This window comes from Endozoicomonas sp., from assembly GCF_031844845.1.
Lineage (GTDB): Bacteria > Pseudomonadota > Gammaproteobacteria > Pseudomonadales > Endozoicomonadaceae > Endozoicomonas.
The window spans coordinates 20,504-39,691 of sequence record NZ_JAVRMB020000066.1 but is presented as its reverse complement, the minus strand read 5'-3'; the positions used below and the strand labels follow the sequence as shown (position 1 = coordinate 39,691).

Annotated in this window: 15 protein-coding genes and 2 tRNA genes; 3 read left to right on the top strand and 14 right to left on the bottom strand. The window is 50.5% G+C overall.

From position 1 onward, the window contains the following. Positions 1–902: thiamine pyrophosphate-dependent enzyme (locus RM811_RS03185; RefSeq protein WP_402520684.1), on the top strand; the 902-nt coding region annotated here is incomplete at its 5' end. Positions 903–1,329: 427 nt separating this feature from the next. Here RM811_RS03185 and pnp read toward each other — a convergent pair. The 8 genes from pnp to RM811_RS03145 form a co-directional block, all read right to left on the bottom strand. Continuing rightward, positions 1,330–3,468: a polyribonucleotide nucleotidyltransferase gene (pnp, locus tag RM811_RS03180; protein ID WP_402520688.1), complete on the bottom strand. Its 2,139-nt coding sequence runs from the start codon at positions 3,466–3,468 to the stop codon at positions 1,330–1,332. 357 nt (positions 3,469–3,825) lie between these two features. Then, positions 3,826–4,095: a 30S ribosomal protein S15 gene (rpsO, locus tag RM811_RS03175; protein ID WP_402520682.1), complete on the bottom strand. Its 270-nt coding sequence runs from the start codon at positions 4,093–4,095 to the stop codon at positions 3,826–3,828. A 208-nt stretch (positions 4,096–4,303) separates the two neighbouring features. Continuing rightward, positions 4,304–5,380, bottom strand: coding sequence for a tRNA pseudouridine(55) synthase TruB (truB, locus tag RM811_RS03170; RefSeq protein ID WP_402520680.1), 1,077 nt, complete (start codon positions 5,378–5,380; stop codon positions 4,304–4,306). A 3-nt stretch (positions 5,381–5,383) separates the two neighbouring features. Continuing rightward, positions 5,384–5,782: a 30S ribosome-binding factor RbfA gene (gene rbfA / locus RM811_RS03165; protein ID WP_402520678.1), complete on the bottom strand. Its 399-nt coding sequence runs from the start codon at positions 5,780–5,782 to the stop codon at positions 5,384–5,386. A 452-nt stretch (positions 5,783–6,234) separates the two neighbouring features. Next, complete coding sequence (gene infB, locus RM811_RS03160; RefSeq protein WP_402520677.1) at positions 6,235–8,955, bottom strand: translation initiation factor IF-2; 2,721 nt, start codon at positions 8,953–8,955, stop codon at positions 6,235–6,237. Positions 8,956–8,981: 26 nt separating this feature from the next. Then, positions 8,982–10,475 carry a transcription termination factor NusA gene (nusA, locus tag RM811_RS03155; RefSeq protein WP_402520675.1) on the bottom strand — a complete coding sequence of 498 codons (1,494 nt, stop codon included), beginning with the start codon at positions 10,473–10,475 and terminating at the stop codon, positions 8,982–8,984. A gap of 90 nt (positions 10,476–10,565) precedes the next feature. Continuing rightward, the gene (gene rimP / locus RM811_RS03150; RefSeq protein ID WP_402520673.1) at positions 10,566–11,024 is read right to left on the bottom strand and encodes a ribosome maturation factor RimP; all 459 of its coding nucleotides are present in this window, start codon (positions 11,022–11,024) and stop codon (positions 10,566–10,568) included. Positions 11,025–11,167: 143 nt separating this feature from the next. Next, positions 11,168–11,244: transfer RNA gene (locus RM811_RS03145), tRNA-Met, on the bottom strand. A 453-nt stretch (positions 11,245–11,697) separates the two neighbouring features. Here RM811_RS03145 and RM811_RS03140 point away from each other — a divergent pair. Together RM811_RS03140 and RM811_RS03135 are read left to right on the top strand one after the other, a co-directional pair. After that, the gene (locus RM811_RS03140; protein WP_402520671.1) at positions 11,698–12,165 is read left to right on the top strand and encodes a hypothetical protein; all 468 of its coding nucleotides are present in this window, start codon (positions 11,698–11,700) and stop codon (positions 12,163–12,165) included. A gap of 202 nt (positions 12,166–12,367) precedes the next feature. Further along, positions 12,368–12,661 (top strand): hypothetical protein, encoded by a 294-nt coding sequence (locus tag RM811_RS03135; protein WP_402520669.1) that lies wholly within the window; start codon positions 12,368–12,370, stop codon positions 12,659–12,661. Positions 12,662–13,069: 408 nt separating this feature from the next. On the opposite strand, the gene RM811_RS03130 is transcribed toward RM811_RS03135, so the two are convergent. The 6 genes from RM811_RS03130 to ftsH form a co-directional block, all read right to left on the bottom strand. Then, a tRNA-Leu gene (locus RM811_RS03130) sits at positions 13,070–13,156 on the bottom strand. A 70-nt stretch (positions 13,157–13,226) separates the two neighbouring features. Beyond that, entirely contained in the window at positions 13,227–13,634 is a 408-nt protein-coding gene (gene secG / locus RM811_RS03125; protein ID WP_402520667.1) for a preprotein translocase subunit SecG, read from the bottom strand. Between the two features lie 2 nt (positions 13,635–13,636). Further along, positions 13,637–14,383, bottom strand: coding sequence for a triose-phosphate isomerase (tpiA, locus tag RM811_RS03120; protein WP_402520665.1), 747 nt, complete (start codon positions 14,381–14,383; stop codon positions 13,637–13,639). Positions 14,384–14,575: 192 nt separating this feature from the next. Beyond that, positions 14,576–15,913 carry a phosphoglucosamine mutase gene (gene glmM / locus RM811_RS03115; RefSeq protein WP_402520663.1) on the bottom strand — a complete coding sequence of 446 codons (1,338 nt, stop codon included), beginning with the start codon at positions 15,911–15,913 and terminating at the stop codon, positions 14,576–14,578. Between the two features lie 223 nt (positions 15,914–16,136). Then, positions 16,137–16,982: a dihydropteroate synthase gene (gene folP, locus RM811_RS03110; RefSeq protein WP_402520661.1), complete on the bottom strand. Its 846-nt coding sequence runs from the start codon at positions 16,980–16,982 to the stop codon at positions 16,137–16,139. 136 nt (positions 16,983–17,118) lie between these two features. After that, positions 17,119–19,074: an ATP-dependent zinc metalloprotease FtsH gene (ftsH, locus tag RM811_RS03105; RefSeq protein WP_402520686.1), complete on the bottom strand. Its 1,956-nt coding sequence runs from the start codon at positions 19,072–19,074 to the stop codon at positions 17,119–17,121. Positions 19,075–19,188 lie beyond the last annotated feature (114 nt).

The following is a 19,188-nucleotide window of genomic DNA, read 5'->3' as shown; positions in this document are numbered from 1 at the left end:
CCAGTGATCATCAGGCTGAACAGGCCAGGCTTGAACTGGAAGCATTCCGGGATGAACTGGGCTCTGAGCTGGTGGATGACATCATTCATGCCTCTCAGGAGAATGACACCGATATTCAACTGCAGCGTGAACGCCTGCAACAGGTTCAGGAAAAACTGGCAGGGGTTAATACGCCTGCTGCTGACAGCCTGCGGGTAGTGTTAGACCGTCTGATGAAACGTGTCGTCTGGATCGTTGGTGGTGATGGCTGGGCTTACGACATTGGTTCCGGTGGCCTTGACCATGTGCTGGCCAGTGGACGAAATGTCAATGTGCTGGTTATGGATACGGAAGTGTATTCCAATACCGGCGGGCAAGCGTCAAAATCCACCCCCATGGGCGCGGTTGCCAAGTTTGCTGCGGCCGGTAAACGGTCTGCGAAAAAAGATGTGGCGTTACAGGCTATTGCCTACGGTAATGTTTATGTGGCTCGCATTGCCATGGGAGCCAGCCCTCAGCAGACTTTGCAGGCCATGCGTGAAGCAGAAGCCTGGCCCGGTCCATCTCTGGTTATTGCCTATTCACACTGTATTGCCCATGGCATTAATATGACCCACGGCATGGAACAGCAGCGACTGGCGGTTCGTTCTGGTCACTGGCCGCTGTTCCGCTACAACCCTGATCGTACCGATCATCATGAGAACCCGTTCATTCTGGATTCCCTGAGACCGAGTGTGCCATTGACCGATTACATCCGGGGTGAAATGCGTTATCGGGCACTGAATATCGCCTGCCCTGATGAGGCTGGCGCCATTCTGGAGGAGGCTCAGAAGGTGATCAACCGGAAGTGGGGCATCTATGAAGATATGGCCACCCATAATGCCATGGACTTTGTTCCGGAAAGGGCATCAGCCGTTCATTAAGATAATTTTTACCACAGTACCCGAGGGATCCACAGGGCCTAAAGGCATAAAAGGCGCAGAGTCTACAGAGTCAGCCTTGTTCCCATAGTCCGAGGCTGTCGCCAACGGGATAATTAACTCCCAACCGTCATCCCCGCGAAGGCGGGGATCCACGGCTCGAGATGGATTCCCGCCTTCGCGGGAAAGACGACAGTGGTAAAATCTCGTATCGTCCGGGTTTGTGGGAGTTTCATACTGATTGTTTCATTTGTGGCGAGTTTGGCATGCATTCCGGGGACCGTGGGAACGAGTTCGGAAACCAAAAAAAAGCACCCTGATGGGTGCTTTTTTTATGGGTGTAAAGAAAACCACTTTAACCTCAAAGACACCAAGAAAACCGAAAAGCTTTTAACCTTTGTGTCTTTGTGCCTTTGTGGTTCAAAAGCTCTTATTCAGAAACCGCAGCAGCCTGCTGTTCTTTAATACGAGCCACTTCTTTCATGCTCAGCTTAATACGACCACGGTTGTCCAGATCCATCACGACAACGTCAAGCTTCTGCCCCATCTTCACGTAGTCACCAACATTTTCTACACGATGATCGGCAATCTGGGAAATATGCACCAGACCATCCTGACCTGGCAGGATATTAACAAAAGCACCGAACTCAACGATACGAGTTACTGTACCTTCGTAGATCTTGCCAATCTCCGCTTCTGCAGTCACGCCATAGACACGGTCGTAGGCAGCCTGACAGGCTTCACGAGTCTCAGCGTAAATCTTGACTGTGCCATCATCGCCGATGTCTATAGACGCACCGGTCTCTTCACAGATAGAACGGATGGTAGCACCACCCTTACCAATGACATCACGGATTTTGTCCTGATCAATCTTCACCGTCATCGTCAATGGCGCGTTAGGAGACAGCTCAGTGCGAGAAGCGGCAATGACTTTGTTCATCTCAGCCAGGATATGCAAACGAGCTTGCAGCGCCTGGTTCAGGGCAACGTCCATGATCTCTTCAGTGATACCGGCAATCTTGATATCCATCTGAAGCGCTGTCACGCCCTGAGCAGTACCGGCGACTTTAAAGTCCATATCACCCAGGTGATCTTCGTCACCCAGAATGTCGGTAAGAACGGTAAACTGCTCACCTTCCTTAACCAGACCCATAGCAATACCAGCTACCGGCGCCTTCAGCGGTACACCCGCATCCATCAGGGCAAGAGAGGTGCCACAAACCGACGCCATAGAGCTGGAACCGTTAGATTCTGTAATTTCAGAAACCACTCGAATGGTGTACGGAAACTCTTCATCAGTGGGCAGAACCGCCTGAATACCACGACGAGCCAAACGACCATGGCCGATTTCACGACGTCCCGGAGGACCCATACGACCACACTCGCCTACAGAGTAGGATGGGAAGTTGTAATGCAGCATGAACGGGTCACGAGACTCACCTTCAAGAGCGTCAATAAACTGAGCATCCCGTGACGTACCCAGTGTAGTGGTCACAATCGCCTGCGTTTCACCACGGGTGAACAGGGCAGAACCATGGGTCTTTTTCAGCATACCAACTTCAATGGTAATTGGACGGACAGTCGTGGCATCACGGCCATCAATTCGAGGCTGACCATTGATAATACTGCCGCGAACCACTGACTTTTCCAGCTTGCTGAAGTAAGTCATTACCTCATCCGCGGTAAACTGACCTTCATCTTCGCCCTTGCCGACGAGAAGCGCTTGCGCCTCAGCCTTTAATTCAGCCAGGGTATTAGTACGTTCCTGCTTGATCGTTACCTGGTAGGCTTCGCGAATTTTCTGCTCAAACGCAAAATCAACGGCTTCTTTGAGCGCAGCATTGACAACTTCTGGCTGCCAATCCCAGGCAGGCTTGCCGTTTTCAGCAGTAAATTCTTCAATGGCCGTAACCACACACTGGTATTCCTGCTGAGCAAAAAGCACGGCACCCAGCATTTCGTCTTCGGTCAGTTCCTTAGCTTCGGATTCCACCATCAGCACCGCATCACGGGTACCGGCAACCACCATGTTCAGCTCGGACTTCTTCAGTTGCTCAAAAGATGGGTTAAGGAGATAACCTTCATCTTCGGTGAAACCAACACGGGCTGCACCCACCGGACCGGCAAAAGGAATACCGGAAAGAGACAGCGCTGCAGACGCGGCAATCATGCCCAGAACATCTGAGTCGTTCTTTTTATCCACAGAAAGAACGGTGATCACTACCTGAACTTCGTTCATATAACCTTTCGGGAACAATGGACGAATAGGACGGTCAATAAGACGGGAAGTCAGTGTTTCTTTATCACTGGCCTTACCCTCACGCTTCATAAAACCGCCAGGAATTTTACCGGCAGCGTAGACTTTTTCCTGATAGTGTACAGACAGCGGGAAGAAATCCTGACCAGCACGGGCCGTTTTTGCACCGACAACCGCAGCCAGTACCTGGATTTCACCCATGGTTGCCAGAACAGCACCGCTCGCCTGGCGGGCAATACGACCGGTTTCCAGTGTTACGGTTTGCTCACCGAACTGAAAAGTTTTTGTTGATGCTTTTGGAGCAATACTCACGTTATTTTTTCCTTCATTATCAATCGTTATCACCCCACCCGCATCCACACTGTCATAGAGATGGATGCAATCCACAAACTTCAATCTGTAAACCAGATGAAAGCCTCTGAATTGCACCCCATGCAGACAGAGTGCAGGCATGGGCAATTCTTGTTTACCGGGAAAATTCTCTGAATCCAATCCTCTAAATCCGGAAAGTTCAGAATTAATGCCCGGTAATCAGGCCAGATTTTATCAGCCTGCAAATAACAAAACACCGCCAGCCACATATTAATGCAGCTCGCGGTGCCTTGACTGTGGGAGGTGATATCAAGACACCACGCTCCCTATATTGGCCGTTACAACCGTATCCGTCGATTAACGACGCAGACCCAGACGCTGGATCACAGTACGATAACGCTCAATATCTTTACGCTTCAGGTAGTCCAGCAGGCTACGACGCTGGTTTACCATGCGAATCAGACCACGACGGGAGTGGTGATCCTTGTGATTCGCCTTGAAGTGTCCCTGCAGGCCTTCAATATTAGCAGTCAGCAGAGCCACCTGAACTTCAGGGGAACCAGAATCGCCTTCTGAGCGACCGAAATCTTTCAGGATTTCAGCTTTCTTTTCAACAGTCAAAGCCATTGTTAAATCTCCACACAATATGCATTACAAAAACCGGCGTGACCGTGCATATTTACAGCCAGCCATCTAAACAGCGGCAAATTCTACCACTATGTAGTGAACTCGTCCAAAAAAAACGTTACCTGCTACTCGCGACCCGCTCCCCGTTGCCCGCTCCCCGCAAAAGCGCAAGCGAACCCGGCTTTTTCGGGCAGCGGGCAGCGTTCACTTAACCCTTGACCAGACGTTTGGGTGCAACCAGCCCATCATCGGTGATCTCACCGATGCCAAGGAATACCAAACCCTCAACACCTTCTGTAACACCATAAATACGCACATTGCCACTGGTAGGCGCCTGAGGCACCTGAACCGGATTTCCCTGGGAAATATAGTGGCTACTGGTCTCACCCAGCTTCACCTGGGGCCAGTCACTGACCGCACTGTCCTGTGAAAGCAACAGGTCATCAAGGACACGGTCACCCGCCTTGTTACGAATCAGAGCCAACGTTTTTAACCGGGAGGACTTATCGGCTTCAAGACGGTCACGCCCCAGCTCATCCGCCAGACCGGTTAATTCTGCGAATTCAATACGCTCCTCGACACTCAGGGCTGACTCACGCCCCTCATCTCGCATGGCTGCAAGCTCATCCAGAGAGTGAGCCTGATGCTCCGTGTATGGCCCGGCCTTAAGGCGCTTAAGCTCAGCTACATGCCCAAGACAACCCACCGCCTTACCAATATCTTCAATCAGCGTACGAATATAGGTTCCCTTGGTGCAGTCCACCTCGAAAACACATTCATCACCATCGAAATCCAGAAGCTCTAACCGATGGATGGTAATGGTTCGGGAAGGGCGTTCAATCTCAATCCCTTCACGGGCATATTCGTAGAGCGGCCTGCCATTATGTTTGAGCGCAGAGAACATACTGGGAATCTGCTGAATATCACCACGGAACTGCTGCAGAATGGCTTCCACATCAGAGCGGGTAACCGTTACCGGACGCTCTTCAACCACCTCACCCTCACGGTCTCCCGTGGTGGTTTGCACGCCCATTTTCATGGTGGTCCGATAGGATTTGTCCGAATCCAGCAGGTACTGGGAAAACTTGGTAGCCTCCCCAAGACAAATGGGTAAAACCCCTGTAGCCAACGGATCAAGACTGCCCGTGTGGCCTGCTTTGGCCGCATTAAACAGCCGCTTGACCCGCTGCAGCACTTCATTGGAAGAAGCACCGTACACCTTATCAACGATAATAATACCGTTTACTGGACGGCCACGATTGACGCGTCGACCTCTTCTGGCCATGACTTATTCCTCCGAATCTTCTTCTCTGCGCTTACCCGCCTCAGCGTCTTGAGCGACCGCCTCTTCAATCAGCGAAGAGAGAAAAGCGCCCCGGCTCAGGCTGCTGTCAAAATGGAAACGCAGCTGAGGCGTATATCTCAACTTTATCGCCCTGGCCAGCTGGGAACGCAGAAAACCAGCAGCCTGACTCAACACCTTCAGTGATTCATCAATCTGTTCCTGGTCATCAACCCCCAGGAACGAAACATACACATCAGCAAAAGCCAGATCCCGGCTGACTTCAACAATACTGACGGTAACCATGCCCAAACGAGGGTCTTTCATTTCCAGCTGAATAAGCTGAGCCAGCTCTTTCTGCATCTGGTCAGCCACCCGTTGGGTACGACTGTATTCTTTTGCCATTGAAAAATTACTCCGAGACGGAACCACAACACCCGAGGACCCAAAGGACCTAAAGGCCTAAAGGCATAAAAGGCACGAAGACACATGACGACGATTCGCCACCTTCTGACATGAAAGGTGCGAATCCATGCTCTACAACTCAAGTCAAAAGCTTAGGGAAGTGGCATTATAGAAAGTACCAGCCCTCCGTCATTCTCGCGAAGGCGGGAATCTACCACGCAGTGGGTCCCCACCTTCGCGGGGATGACGGTGGTATATTCTTAATTGCAGCTTCCCTTAATCTACCTTTGTGACTTTGTGCCTTTGTGGTTCCCAAAAAAACACCCTCTCCATCCAGCATCTGAATCGAAAAGAGTTGGAAGTGCACATATCAGAAAGCCCGCGGTTTAGGCCGCGGGCTTTCTATCTCAACTTTCTATCTCAACTTTCTATCTCAACGGCCTGAAAACTGATTAAAGTGTGCGTTTAACTTCAATCGTTTTGTACACCTCAATCTTGTCACCAGGCTTAACATCGTTGTAGTTCTTAACGGCGATACCACACTCCATACCGTTACGAACCTCACTCATGTCATCCTTGTATCTACGCAGAGATTCCAGCTCCCCTTCGTAGATAACCACGTTCTCACGCAGTACACGAATACGGTCATTACGGTAAACAGTACCTTCAATAACCATACAACCAGCCACCGCACCGAACTTCGGCGAACGGAAGACTTCACGAACCTCGGCCACACCGGCAATCTGCTCACGGGTATCAGAACCCAGCATACCGGTCAGTGCTTTTCTCACGTCATCAATAATGTCATAGATAACACTGTAATAACGGAGATCCACCTCTTCAGCGTCGATAATCTTGCGGGCTGACGCATCGGCACGCACGTTAAAGCCAACAATAACCGCATTGGACGCCAGGGCCAGGTTCGCATCCGTTTCAGAAATACCACCAACACCGCTGGAGATAACTCTTACTTCAACTTCGTCATTACCCTGCTCTTGCAGTGAGCTGGTCAGCGCCTCAAGAGAACCTCGAACGTCCGCCTTAAGCACAATGTTCAGCTTCTTCGTCGGTTCAGTGCCCATTCTGGAGAATACATTCTCCATCTTGAAGGCCTGCTGACGAGCCAGCTTCACTTCGCGGAATTTACCCTGACGGAACAGGGCAATTTCGCGAGCCTTACGCTCATCACGAACCACCAGCATTTCATCACCGGCATGTGGAGTACCATCCAGACCCAGGATTTCTACCGGAATAGAAGGACCCGCTTCTTTGATCGGCTTGCCATTTTCATCCAGCATGGCACGAACACGACCGAATTGCTGACCCACCAGGATATTATCACCCTGTTTCAACATGCCTGCCTGAACCAGTACCGTAGCCACAGGTCCGCGCCCTTTATCCAGACGGGACTCGATAACAACGCCTCGGGCCGGACCTTCATTTGGTGCGCTCAATTCAAGCACTTCAGCCTGAAGAATAACGGCTTCCAGAAGTTCTTCCACGCCCTCACCCGTCAAGGCAGACACTGGCATAAACTGTGTATCACCACCCCATTCTTCCGGGATGACATCACGGGCAGACAGTTCATTTTTAACGCGATCCGGATCAGCGTCTTCCTTATCCATCTTGTTGACGGCGACCACAATCGGCACGCCAGCCGCTTTCGCGTGCTGAACCGCTTCTTCGGTCTGAGGCATTACGCCATCATCCGCAGCAACAACAAGAATAACGATATCCGTCGACTTGGCTCCACGAGCACGCATTGCGGTAAATGCTGCGTGTCCCGGTGTATCCAGGAAGGACACCATGCCACGATCCGTTTCCACATGGTAAGCACCAATGTGCTGGGTAATACCACCCGCTTCACCGGCCTGAACACGACTCTTGCGAATATAATCCAGCAGCGATGTCTTACCATGGTCAACGTGACCCATAACGGTAACAACCGGCGCACGGGGTTTGGCTTCATAACCTGTATCAACATGCTGATTATCAACCAGCGTATCTTCGATCGCGTCCGCCTTGGTCAGCTTGTATCTGTGGCCCAACTCTTCAACCACAATACTGGCAGTTTCCTGATCGATAACCTGGTTAATGGTTACCATCGAGCCCATTTTGAACATGGCCTTGATAACATCTGCCGCCTTGATTGCCATTTTATTGGCCAGCTCAGCAACCGTGATCGCTTCCGGAATGGAAACCTCTCGCAGCACAGGCGCTGTCGGCCTGGTAAAGCCGTGAGCCGCCATGGATTCAGGCGTCATGGTACGGGAAAACTTACGACTGCCACCACGACGGTCATCACGCTCATTACGACCACGACGACGAGGCTGATCATCAGTGTCATTACGACGATCTTTGCCCTTGGTGCCACGCTTGTTACGAGACTTACGATCATCAGCCGGTGGCGCATCACCAAAGGATGGCGCCGCTCCAGCACCTGGAGCACCGCCCGGACGAGGACCACGATCACCCGCACCCGCTGGACGAGAACCACGATCACCCGCACCTGCTGGGCGAGGACCACGATCACCCGCTGGACGAGGACCACGATCACCCGCACCCGCTGGGCGAGGACCACGATCACCTGCACCCGCTGGGCGAGGACCACGATCACCTGCACCCGCTGGGCGAGGACCACGATCACCTGCACCCGCTGGGCGAGGACCACGATCACCTGCACCCACTGGGCGAGGACCACGATCACCAGCCGGACGGGCACCACGATCATCTCTCTGACCACGATCACCAGCCGGACGGGCAGCGCGATCATCTCTGCGCTGACCACGATCATCCTGCCTTCTATCAGCTTGCGGCGCGCCTTTAGCTTTATCAGCCTCGCCTGCACTCTGATCTTCAGCGGCATCGCGCTTAACATAAGTGCGCTTTTTCCGCACCTCTACGTTAACCACCTTGTTCGCACCAGCACTGCCACCAGACACATTCATGCGGCTGACAGTCTTACGTTTCAGCGTAATTTTGGTTGGTTCGGAACCGGTACCGGCATCACCATGAGCTTGCTTCAGGTGGGCCAGCAGCTGCTGTTTTTCTACATCGGACACAGATTCTTTGCCGCTGCTTTTAGTCAAGCCTGCGTCTTTCATCTGCTGCAACAACCGCTCCACTGGAGCGCCGACCACTGCCGCGAGTTGCTCTACGGTTACATCTGCCATTCACACTTCTCCTCTCAGTGGCCCGCTCAGTTAGCCGCTTCTTCAAACCACGGTTTGCGCGCTGTCATGATCAGCTCACCAGCACGATCTTCGGTCAACCCTTCAATATCAAAAAGGTCATCCACCGACTGTTCTGCCAGATCTTCCATCGTGACAACACCGCGACTGGCCAGCTCATAAGCCAGATGCTGTTCCATACCTTCCATATTCAGAAGGTCATCAGCAGGCTGAGCACCATCGAGCTTTTCTTCCTGGGCAATGGCCTGAGTCAGCAACTGATCCTTGGCCCTTGAGCGCAACTGTTCGACCATATCTTCATCAAAACCTTCAATGGCCAGCATTTCCTCCAGAGGAACATATGCAATCTCCTCCATGGAGGTAAAACCTTCTTCTACGAGCAGTTCAGCCAGATCAGCATCAACATCCAGTCGATCAACAAACGTCTGAACAACCTTGCCCGCTTCTTCCTGCTGCTTTTCCGCAGCATCGTTTTCTGTCATGACGTTCAGGATCCAGCCGGTCAACTCACTGGCCAGACGGACATTCTGTCCACCGCGACCAATGGCCTGAGCCAGGTTGTCTTCACTGACGGCAATATCCATTGTGCCCCGGTCTTCATCAACAACAATGGAAGCCACTTCTGCTGGCTGCATGGCATTGATGACGTACTGAACCGGGTTGTCGTCGTAAAGAACAATATCAACCCGTTCATTACCCAGTTCGCCGGAAACGGCTTGAACCCGGGCACCGCGCATACCAACACAGGCACCCACCGGGTCAATACGCCCGTCATTGGTTTTAACCGCAATTTTGGCTCGTGAGCCCGGATCCCTGGCAGCGCCACGAATCTCGATAACTTCTTCAGAAATTTCCGGAACTTCAATCCGGAACAGCTCTACCAGCATTTCAGGCACGGTTCTGGAAAGCATAAGCTGAGGACCACGCCCTTCCGTTGATACTTCCAGAAGCAGGGCACGAACATGGGCCCCCATCCGAAAGTTTTCCCGGGGCAACGTCTGATCTTTCTTTAAAACCGCTTCAGCATTATTACCCAGGTCAACAATGATGCTGTCCCGGGTTGTTTTCTTGACGGTTCCTGAAACCAGGGCACCCATTTTATCCTGGTATTGTTCAACCATCTGGATGCGTTCAGCTTCACGCACCTTCTGAACAATAACCTGTTTGGCGGCCTGGGCAGCAATACGCCCAAAGCCTACAGAATCAATGGGCTCTTCCCAGACACTCCCGATTTCAAGGGACTCATCCTGCTCCTTGCCTTCATCAAGGGTCAGATGCATGCCTGCGAATTCAAAATCCTCATCAGCAACCACAGTCCAGCAACGGAAAGTATCGTACTCTCCGCTGGACCGGTTAATCGCCACCCGGATATCCACTTCGGTTTCATACCGTTTTTTGGTCGCAGTCGCCAGAGCGGATTCTAACGCCTCAAAGATAACTCCGGGCGGTACTCCCTTCTCATTGGATACGGACTCTACGACCAACAGAATTTCTTTACTCATACTCTGCCTCGCCTATGCTGAACCAGTCCATGCCTACGCCAACACATCCCTGTTCACTAACCGGGATATCCGCCCGGCCTGATGAATAATTCAGTCGAACTGTGGTATCACCTGCGCCTTGTCGATACTATCGACAGGCAACAGAAGCTCATGGCCATCGGCCTCTATAACAACATCCTGACCTTCAATCCCCTTGATGACACCCTGATACTTACGGCGCCCTTCAAAAGGCACCCTCAGGCGTATGTTGACCCTATACCCAGCCATCATTTCATACTGCTCAAGCCGGAATAACGGCCTGTCCAATCCCGGAGAAGATACTTCCAAGGTATATTCGTCCGCAATTGGGTCTTCTACGTCCATAACAGCACTGACCTGACGACTGACCTTTTCGCAATCTTCCAGGGCAATGCCACTATCTGCATCAATATAAACCCGAAGCATCGAATTCCGCCCACGGGAAACAAATTCAATACCCCAGAGGCGGTAATCAAGCGACTCCACGATCGGCTCGATAAGTGCCTCCAGCTGCGACTGCTTACCTGCCACGACTGAATACCTGCTAGAAAAACAATGTTAAACAAAAAAGGGGCTATAAAGCCCCATAGATTTGCACAACGACCAAGCTGGCCATCACACATCAATTACTCGCTACCTAATAAAAAACCCCGCAAAGGGGGTTTTCATGGGTTTGGTAGCGGGGGCTGGATTCGAACCAACGACCTTCGGGTTATGAGCCCGACGAGCTACCAGACTGCTCCACCCCGCATCAAAGTGTTCATCAGTATACTGCGGCAAACGCCACCTGACAACCTCTCCCAAACATCAAATCAACTGTTTTTCAACTATTGAAAACGCTGAACAGTTAATCAAAGAAACTTGTAGAAACAATACGTTAACCAGCAACAGTAAAAACTCTATGCCATAAAAACCGCACTATTATGTACTTTTTTCCAGCGCTGTCAACACATCAGGAATACAATTATCGCAAACCTGCCAATAACCTGGGGAACTCTCTTAGCCTGAAACTGTCTGACTATACAAATTGACCTGAAAACCAACCAATAATGCGTGAGCTTCTTGACCACTCTCTGACATCCCTTCAACACATACCATTACCTCAAGAAGAACCCCATCACAATAGGGCATCTACCACTCAATTTTACGGTTTTGAAACCGTCGCACTTCCACCCGGAGAGCAAACAAACAACAGGACGTTGGGATGATGCAAAACCCCATCGCGGGCGCAAGCAATTGCATACCAGATCCAAGAAATAAAATCTCACCAGCTATAGAAATACAATTGGCTAACAGGAATAATAATGACTCTCCATCAGAAGCACCGCCAGCAAAGAAATCCGGCAAGAATGCAACCAGCTGCACCCAAAAAAACCAGCCTGAAGCCCGCGTGCCAGAGGCTCAAAATATTCTGAGTAATATTACGCCAAACACTTCACAGCCTGGTAAAAACCTTTCTGAAGTACATAATATGTCCAAGAATGATCGTAAAATTTTTTATGATTCAATTAGCGATAAGAATAAAGTTTCAAAGATCAGGCGCGGATGTAGAGTATTTTCAAACAGAATAAAAGCACAAGAAAGCCGAGATAAAAATAAACAAACGCTTGTGCAACTTAAAGAAGACTCTGAGCGACTTAAAGAATTGACGAAAAAGAATAGCACACCATAAACTTATATAAAGAAACACGCCGACTCCAATCCTCCAGTGTTTCTCTACGTTACATAAACCCACTCTTTACCCATAAAAAGGGTTATATCCAGTCCGAAAGAGTCTGATGAACGCCGTGGCGAACAGGGCAAACGGCCACGATGGCATAAGTGATGCATTAAAATACGATGAAAGCATTAAGTAATAAGAAGAGACCTGAGCAATGAATCTCATCGATCTGATTCAGTTTTTTTCCCATCAGGACAGACAGTCATTTTCCCTGCAGGGTAATTTCGGAACCATTCACCTAACACTCGAATCACACGACGACACCAGCACATACCAGATCAACTGTAACTATAAATCACTTACACGACATGGCTGGCATTACAAAACCCGGCAGGCCGGAGGCTTCCGATTATCAACAGCCTGCTGCCTGGCAGCTTGCGTCATGTTTGGGGAGGAGCAGGTTACGCAAGGGATGATTCAGAAAATCAACAAGGAACTGGAGACATAGGAATAAGGTATCTCATCCGCATCAGGTTTACAGATACAGTAGCCAGATGGGTCATAACCACAAAGACACGCTGGCAAGGTGACAGACTGAATACTGACAGCCTGCTGATAGGCCCTATCGTTTCCCTGAAGCGACACAAGCCCTTCAGCCGAACCCATCGAGGAATAACATTCCCCCTCCATGGCATGCTCATTATCGCCAGTCGCAACATACTCGGCAGCGTCGGGCAGCAAGGATAAAGGCGGCTGACTATAATTGGAAAAAGAATTAGAGGAGGTGGGAGAAAGGTTGAAATAGCTGACTTGCTCAAAGGGGAAAATTGGATTCTAAATAGCTCGGAAAAATATTCTCTGAATGAATGTCAAGATACAAAAAAAGCCGCAAGAATAAATTCTCACAGCTCTGATTTGGTGCCGAAAACGAGACTCGAACTCGCACGCCCATACAGGCACTGCCCCCTCAAGACAGCGTGTCTACCAATTCCACCACTTCGGCCTTAACTGTCGCTTTGAACGACAGCTGAAGTATTTCTGAAAACCCTTTATAAATCAATAAGATTTAAATCTCATTTAGTGCTTTCAGAGCTGCCTGAGTCACTACTCTCGACGGGCTGCGACTCTATCATAGGCGCATCATTTCCGGTAGTACTTTCTAACGTATCAACCGAAAAAGGTGCGTCATTGACTGGCAAAGTCTGCTCTATCTGAATAGAAGGCAAACCAGCATCAGTAACACCGTCTGCTTTCTGTCTGGCCATCATCGCCAGACCAAGACTGGTCACAAAAAAGACCGTAGCCAACACCGCTGTTGTTCGACTCAGAAAATTAGCTGAGCCCTGACTTCCAAACACCGTTTGAGAAGCCCCTGAGCCAAAACTGGCTCCCGTTTCTGCACCTTTGCCCTGCTGCAGCATGATCATGGAGATCACACCAACAGCTACCAGCACGTGCACAAGAAGAATAATGCTTTCCATTACTAGCCCGCAGCGTGACAAATCACCTTGAAATCAGCAGCTACCAGCGAAGCTCCACCAATCAGACCACCATCAACATCAGGCTGGCCCATCAGTTCTGCCGCGTTGCCAGCCTTCATGCTACCACCATACAGAAGACGAGTTCTGTCCGCCATGGACGGATCGTTCTCTGCCAGTAGCGCACGAATGTCAGCATGGACTTCCTGCGCCTGTTCTGGTGTTGCAGTCAGACCAGTACCAATAGCCCAAACTGGTTCATAGGCAATTACAAAATTAGCTAAACGCTCCGGACCGGCAGCCCGAAGCACAGTGTTAATCTGATGAGCAACTACCTTCATAGTGTCGCCAGATTCGCGCTCGGAAAGGGTCTCACCCACACAAAGGACGGGGACCAGACCCTGATCAACCAGAGCGCAGAATTTCGCTGCCACATCAGCATCGGTTTCTCCAAAAAGAGAACGACGCTCGGAGTGGCCAATCAATACATATTCACAGCCAAGGTCTTTGGCCATCAGAGGAGAGGTCTCACCGGTATAGGCACCTGACAACTGGTCGGATACATTCTGTACACCGAACTTAACAGATGAACCCTTCAGCAAGTCACCAACCTGCTGAACATATACGCTAGGTGGAAAAACGAGCACCTCAGCACTGGTGTCAAGCCCAGAAAGGATTCCATCAACAAGCTCACGGATACTGTCTGAAGATCCATTCATCTTCCAGTTTCCGGCTACCAGTGGCTGACGCATACCGCTTACCTCTTTGATCGCGAGGCCGAAATATACCCTGAAAGCCAGTCACATACAACAGGCCAGCCGCTTTCTCCAACCGGACAAACAGAAATATAAAAGCGGTTTTAAAGTGTTCTCCGGAGTTAATTTCAGAATTGATTTCCGGTGTCAAAGCCGAAGGTGTAAAAAAATATCTGCACCGGAGGTTACTCAGCACATCTCTCTGGTAACCACTTCAACCAGCTTCCCAACCTGAGCTTTAACCATTTCCTCATTTTCCCCCTCAACCATGACCCGAATCACCGGTTCAGTTCCAGACGGTCTCAGCAACACCCGACCTTTTCCGGCCATTTCAGCTTCCGCCTGTTTCACCGCAGCAACAATACCTGGAATAGTATCGGTATCCCGTTTATTTTTAACCCGGACATTAATCATGATTTGAGGATAAAGGGTAATGCCACTGACCATTTCAGAAAGTGACTGACCAGTGCTCTGCATGGCTTTCAGAACCTTCAGCGCTGCAACAATCCCATCTCCCGTGGTAGAAGCATCCCGGCAGATAATATGACCGGACGACTCGCCACCCAGCTGCCAGTCATTAGCCATCAACAACTCGTTCACATAACGATCCCCGACATTCGCCCGGACAAAGGGGATACCGGCCACCTCCAGTGCTTTTTCCATACCAAGGTTGGTCATCAGCGTTCCAACAACCCCGCCTTTCAGAACTCCCCTGGAATGGCGATCCATGGCAATAATAAACAACAGTTGATCACCATCAACGATCTCGCCTTTATCATCCACCATAATGACCCGGTCACCATCACCATCAAAGGCAATCCCCAGATCGGCACCTGCCTCTTTCACTCTGGCCGCCATACTTGCAGGATTGGTGGAACCTGCATTCTCATTAATATTGACACCATCAGGGCTGGTGCCAATAGCAATAACATCAGCCCCCAGCTCACGGAAAACCGCCGGACCAACCTGGTAAGTTGCACCGTGACCTGCATCGATAACAATCTTCATACCACGCAGATTCAGTTGCTGAGAGGTACTACCCTTGCAGTACTCAATGTACCGACCAGCAGCGTCATCCATCCGGGTTACCTTACCCAGACTTTGCGAATCAACCACCTCAATATCTGACTCAAGCAGCGCTTCAATCTTGCGCTCCACCTCATCAGAAAGTTTGGTACCATCACCCGCAAAAAACTTAATACCATTGTCGTAAAATGGGTTATGAGAAGCACTGATCACGATACCTGCCTGCCCATTGAACGTACGAGTCAGATAGGCAATCGCTGGTGTTGGCATAGGACCCGTTAAGACAACGTCAATACCTGCAGCGGAAAGACCCGCCTCAAGCGCTGACTCAAACATATAGCCAGAGATACGGGTATCCTTGCCAATGATCACCTTACCTTCACCTTCTTCAGCCAGCACACGACCAGCCGCCCAACCCAGCTTCAGGACAAAATCCGGTGTAATCGGAAAGTCACCAACCTTCCCGCGAATTCCGTCGGTACCAAAGTATTTGCGCGCCATAACCGTTTACCAAAAGTTCATTTGAAAGTAATAACCGATAATGATCTCACTCATTAAAGTGAACCACCAGTACTACGAAGCAACTTTGGTAATAAAAGATAAGTTATGAAAAGCGCAAAACCGGAGATATCAGGGAAGGGCAATTAAAAAACTACCGGTTAACTCTAAACTGTCATCCTGTAAAATCCCTGTGCGGAATGACAGCGGAGAAACAGAAAAATAATTATGCTTCGTCAACTGCCTCAAGAAAACGGAGAACATCAACCGTTTCCCGTACATCATGCACACGGATAATATGAGCCCCGGCTTGTGCCGCCAGCATGGCAGCAGCGAGACTCCCCGGCAGACGGTCTTCAGTATCACGGTCAATCGTTGCACCAATAAATGACTTGCGTGACATACCGGCCAATACCGGCAAACCCAGTTCATGAAAACGACGTAATCCTTTGAGGATTTCAAGATCATAGACCGGTGTCTTGCCAAACATCCCGCCACCAAAACCCGGATCAAGAATCAACCGATCTCTGACAATACCCGCGCCCTCACAACGCTCCACACAATCCATCAGGTACTGGCTGACTTCCTCCACTACATCACCATAAACAGGCACAAAACCAGCTTCAGGCTGATCAATAAGCGAATGCATAAGAACCACCGGCACCCTTGTCTCTGCCGCCGCTTCCAGAGCCCCTTCGCGATGCAGGGCTCGCACATCGTTGATCATCCCAGCCCCCGCCTTAATGGTCTCCCTGATCACCAGCGGGGAGCTGGTATCAATAGAAACAATCACATTAAAGCGAGAGACCAGGCCTTCTATCACCGGCAAAACACGTTCCAGCTCCTGTTCCTGAGTGGGAGGGCCAGAGGCATCCGGTCGGGTTGACTCCCCACCAACATCAAGAATGTCAGCCCCATCCTTAATCATCTGCTCGGCTACATTCAGCCAATTATCAGGGCATCGACTGCCTTCATAAAAAGAGTCCGGGGTGACATTTAACACGCCCATCACTCTTGGCTTACTCAGATCCAGTATTTTGCCTGCACAATTCAACGTAAATTCTTTGCTCATGGAAGCTCCTCAGATCTTGAGGCAACCAGACATTCTTATTCGCAGTTGCCTGCCTCACCAATATTCCCAGCCTTGTAACAGGCATAAAAAAGGGCAGGATAAACCTGCCCTTCTCAATCATAGACCCGACTTTGAATCAGTGCTCCCCTGCGGGCCCACCAATTGAACTGTCACCGTCTTTTTTATCAGTCTCTTCTGTTTTCACTTCCGGCTCATCAGCTGCAGCGTTAACGCCACCATCACCATTGTTCTCATCACCGGAATCCTTCGGTGGGCGAACTTCACGACCGGTCATGATGTCCTCAATCTGGTCGCTGTCGATGGTCTCATACTGGATGAGTACTTCCGCCATTTTATCCAGCTTGTCGCGGTTATCCACAAGAATCTGTTTAGCCCGACCATAGCATTCATCAATAAGCTGACGAACTTCCTGATCAATAAGCTTTGCCGTTTCACCGGAAATATGCGAACGCGAACCGCCACTGCCAAAGTTTTTGCCCAGAAAGACTTCACCTTCATCTTCATCATAAAGCAGTGGGCCCAGCTTCTCAGACAGACCCCACTTGGTCACCATACTCCGGGCAATCTGGGTAGCCCGCTGAATATCGTTGGACGCGCCGGTGGTAACGCCATCCTTACCAAGGGTCATCTCTTCAGCGATACGACCACCAAACAGAGAACAAATCTGACTCAGCAATGCCTGACGACTCTGGCTATAACGATCTTCTTCCGGCAGGAACATGGTGACACCCAGCGCACGGCCACGAGGAATGATACTCACCTTGTACACTGGATCATGGTCCGGCACCGACCGACCCACAATGGCGTGACCCGCTTCATGATAAGCGGTGTTACTTTTTTCCTTATCACTCATCACCATGGACTTACGCTCTGCGCCCATCATGATTTTGTCTTTCGCCTGATCAAACGCTTTCTGGCCGACCGTACGCTGATCAGCCCGGGCAGCAAACAAAGCCGCCTCATTCACCAGGTTAGCCAGATCCGCTCCGGAGAAACCCGGAGTACCGCGAGCAATTTCCGTTGGCTTAACATCGTCGGATACAGGCACTTTGCGCATATGCACTTTCAGAATCTGTTCACGACCACGAATGTCGGGCAGACCCACCACAACCTGACGGTCAAAACGACCAGGACGCAACAGTGCAGGATCAAGAACATCCGGACGGTTAGTGGCGGCAATAACAATGACACCGTCGTTTCCCTCAAAACCATCCATTTCAACCAGCAGCTGGTTCAGGGTTTGCTCACGCTCATCGTGACCACCGCCCATGCCAGCACCCCGGTGACGACCCACCGCATCAATTTCATCAATAAAGATGATGCAGGGTGCCTGCTTCTTGGCCTGCTCAAACATGTCGCGGACACGTGAGGCACCAACACCCACAAACATTTCCACAAAGTCAGAGCCGGAAATGGTAAAGAACGGAACTTTGGCTTCACCGGCAATGGCTTTGGCGATCAGGGTTTTACCCGTTCCCGGAGGCCCCACCATCAGGACACCCCGAGGAATACGACCACCCAGACGCTGGAACTTACCCGGATCTTTCAGAAAGTCCACCAGTTCCTGCACGTCTTGCTTGGCTTCTTCAACACCGGCAACGTCAGCAAATGTGGTTTTAATCTGGTCTTCAGATAGCAGGCGCGCCTTGCTCTTGCCAAAGCTCATGGGACCACCACGGCCACCACCACCGCCCTGCATCTGGCGCATGAAAAACATAAACACAGCCAAAATCACCAGAATCGGGAAGCTGGCTACCAGCAACTGAGTCCAGATGCTCTGCTTCTCGATCGGCTTGGATTCCACCTGAACCTTGCCAAGCAAAAGTTCATCCATCAATTTGTTATCAGGAACCGCTGGTGGCAGGTTCGTTTCAAAACGCTCGCTGTTACTCAACAAGCCGTTAATGGTAAAGCCGTCAATGACCACCTTACTGACCTGCCGATTTTCAACCATACTGATGAAATCAGAGTAGGCAACCTTCTGGGTAGACGACTGCATGCCATCAAAGTTTTTAAAGACGGTCAATAACACCAAAGCGATTATGACCCAGAGAATCAGATTTTTTGCCATATCATTCAAGGGGCTAACCTCTCTTGAGCGCTCTATTGAGCGTGCTTAAGCCTCAGGTAATCGTTCAGGAAAGTACGTTCCCCTGGCCCGCTTAATTATGTATTAATGGTTAAC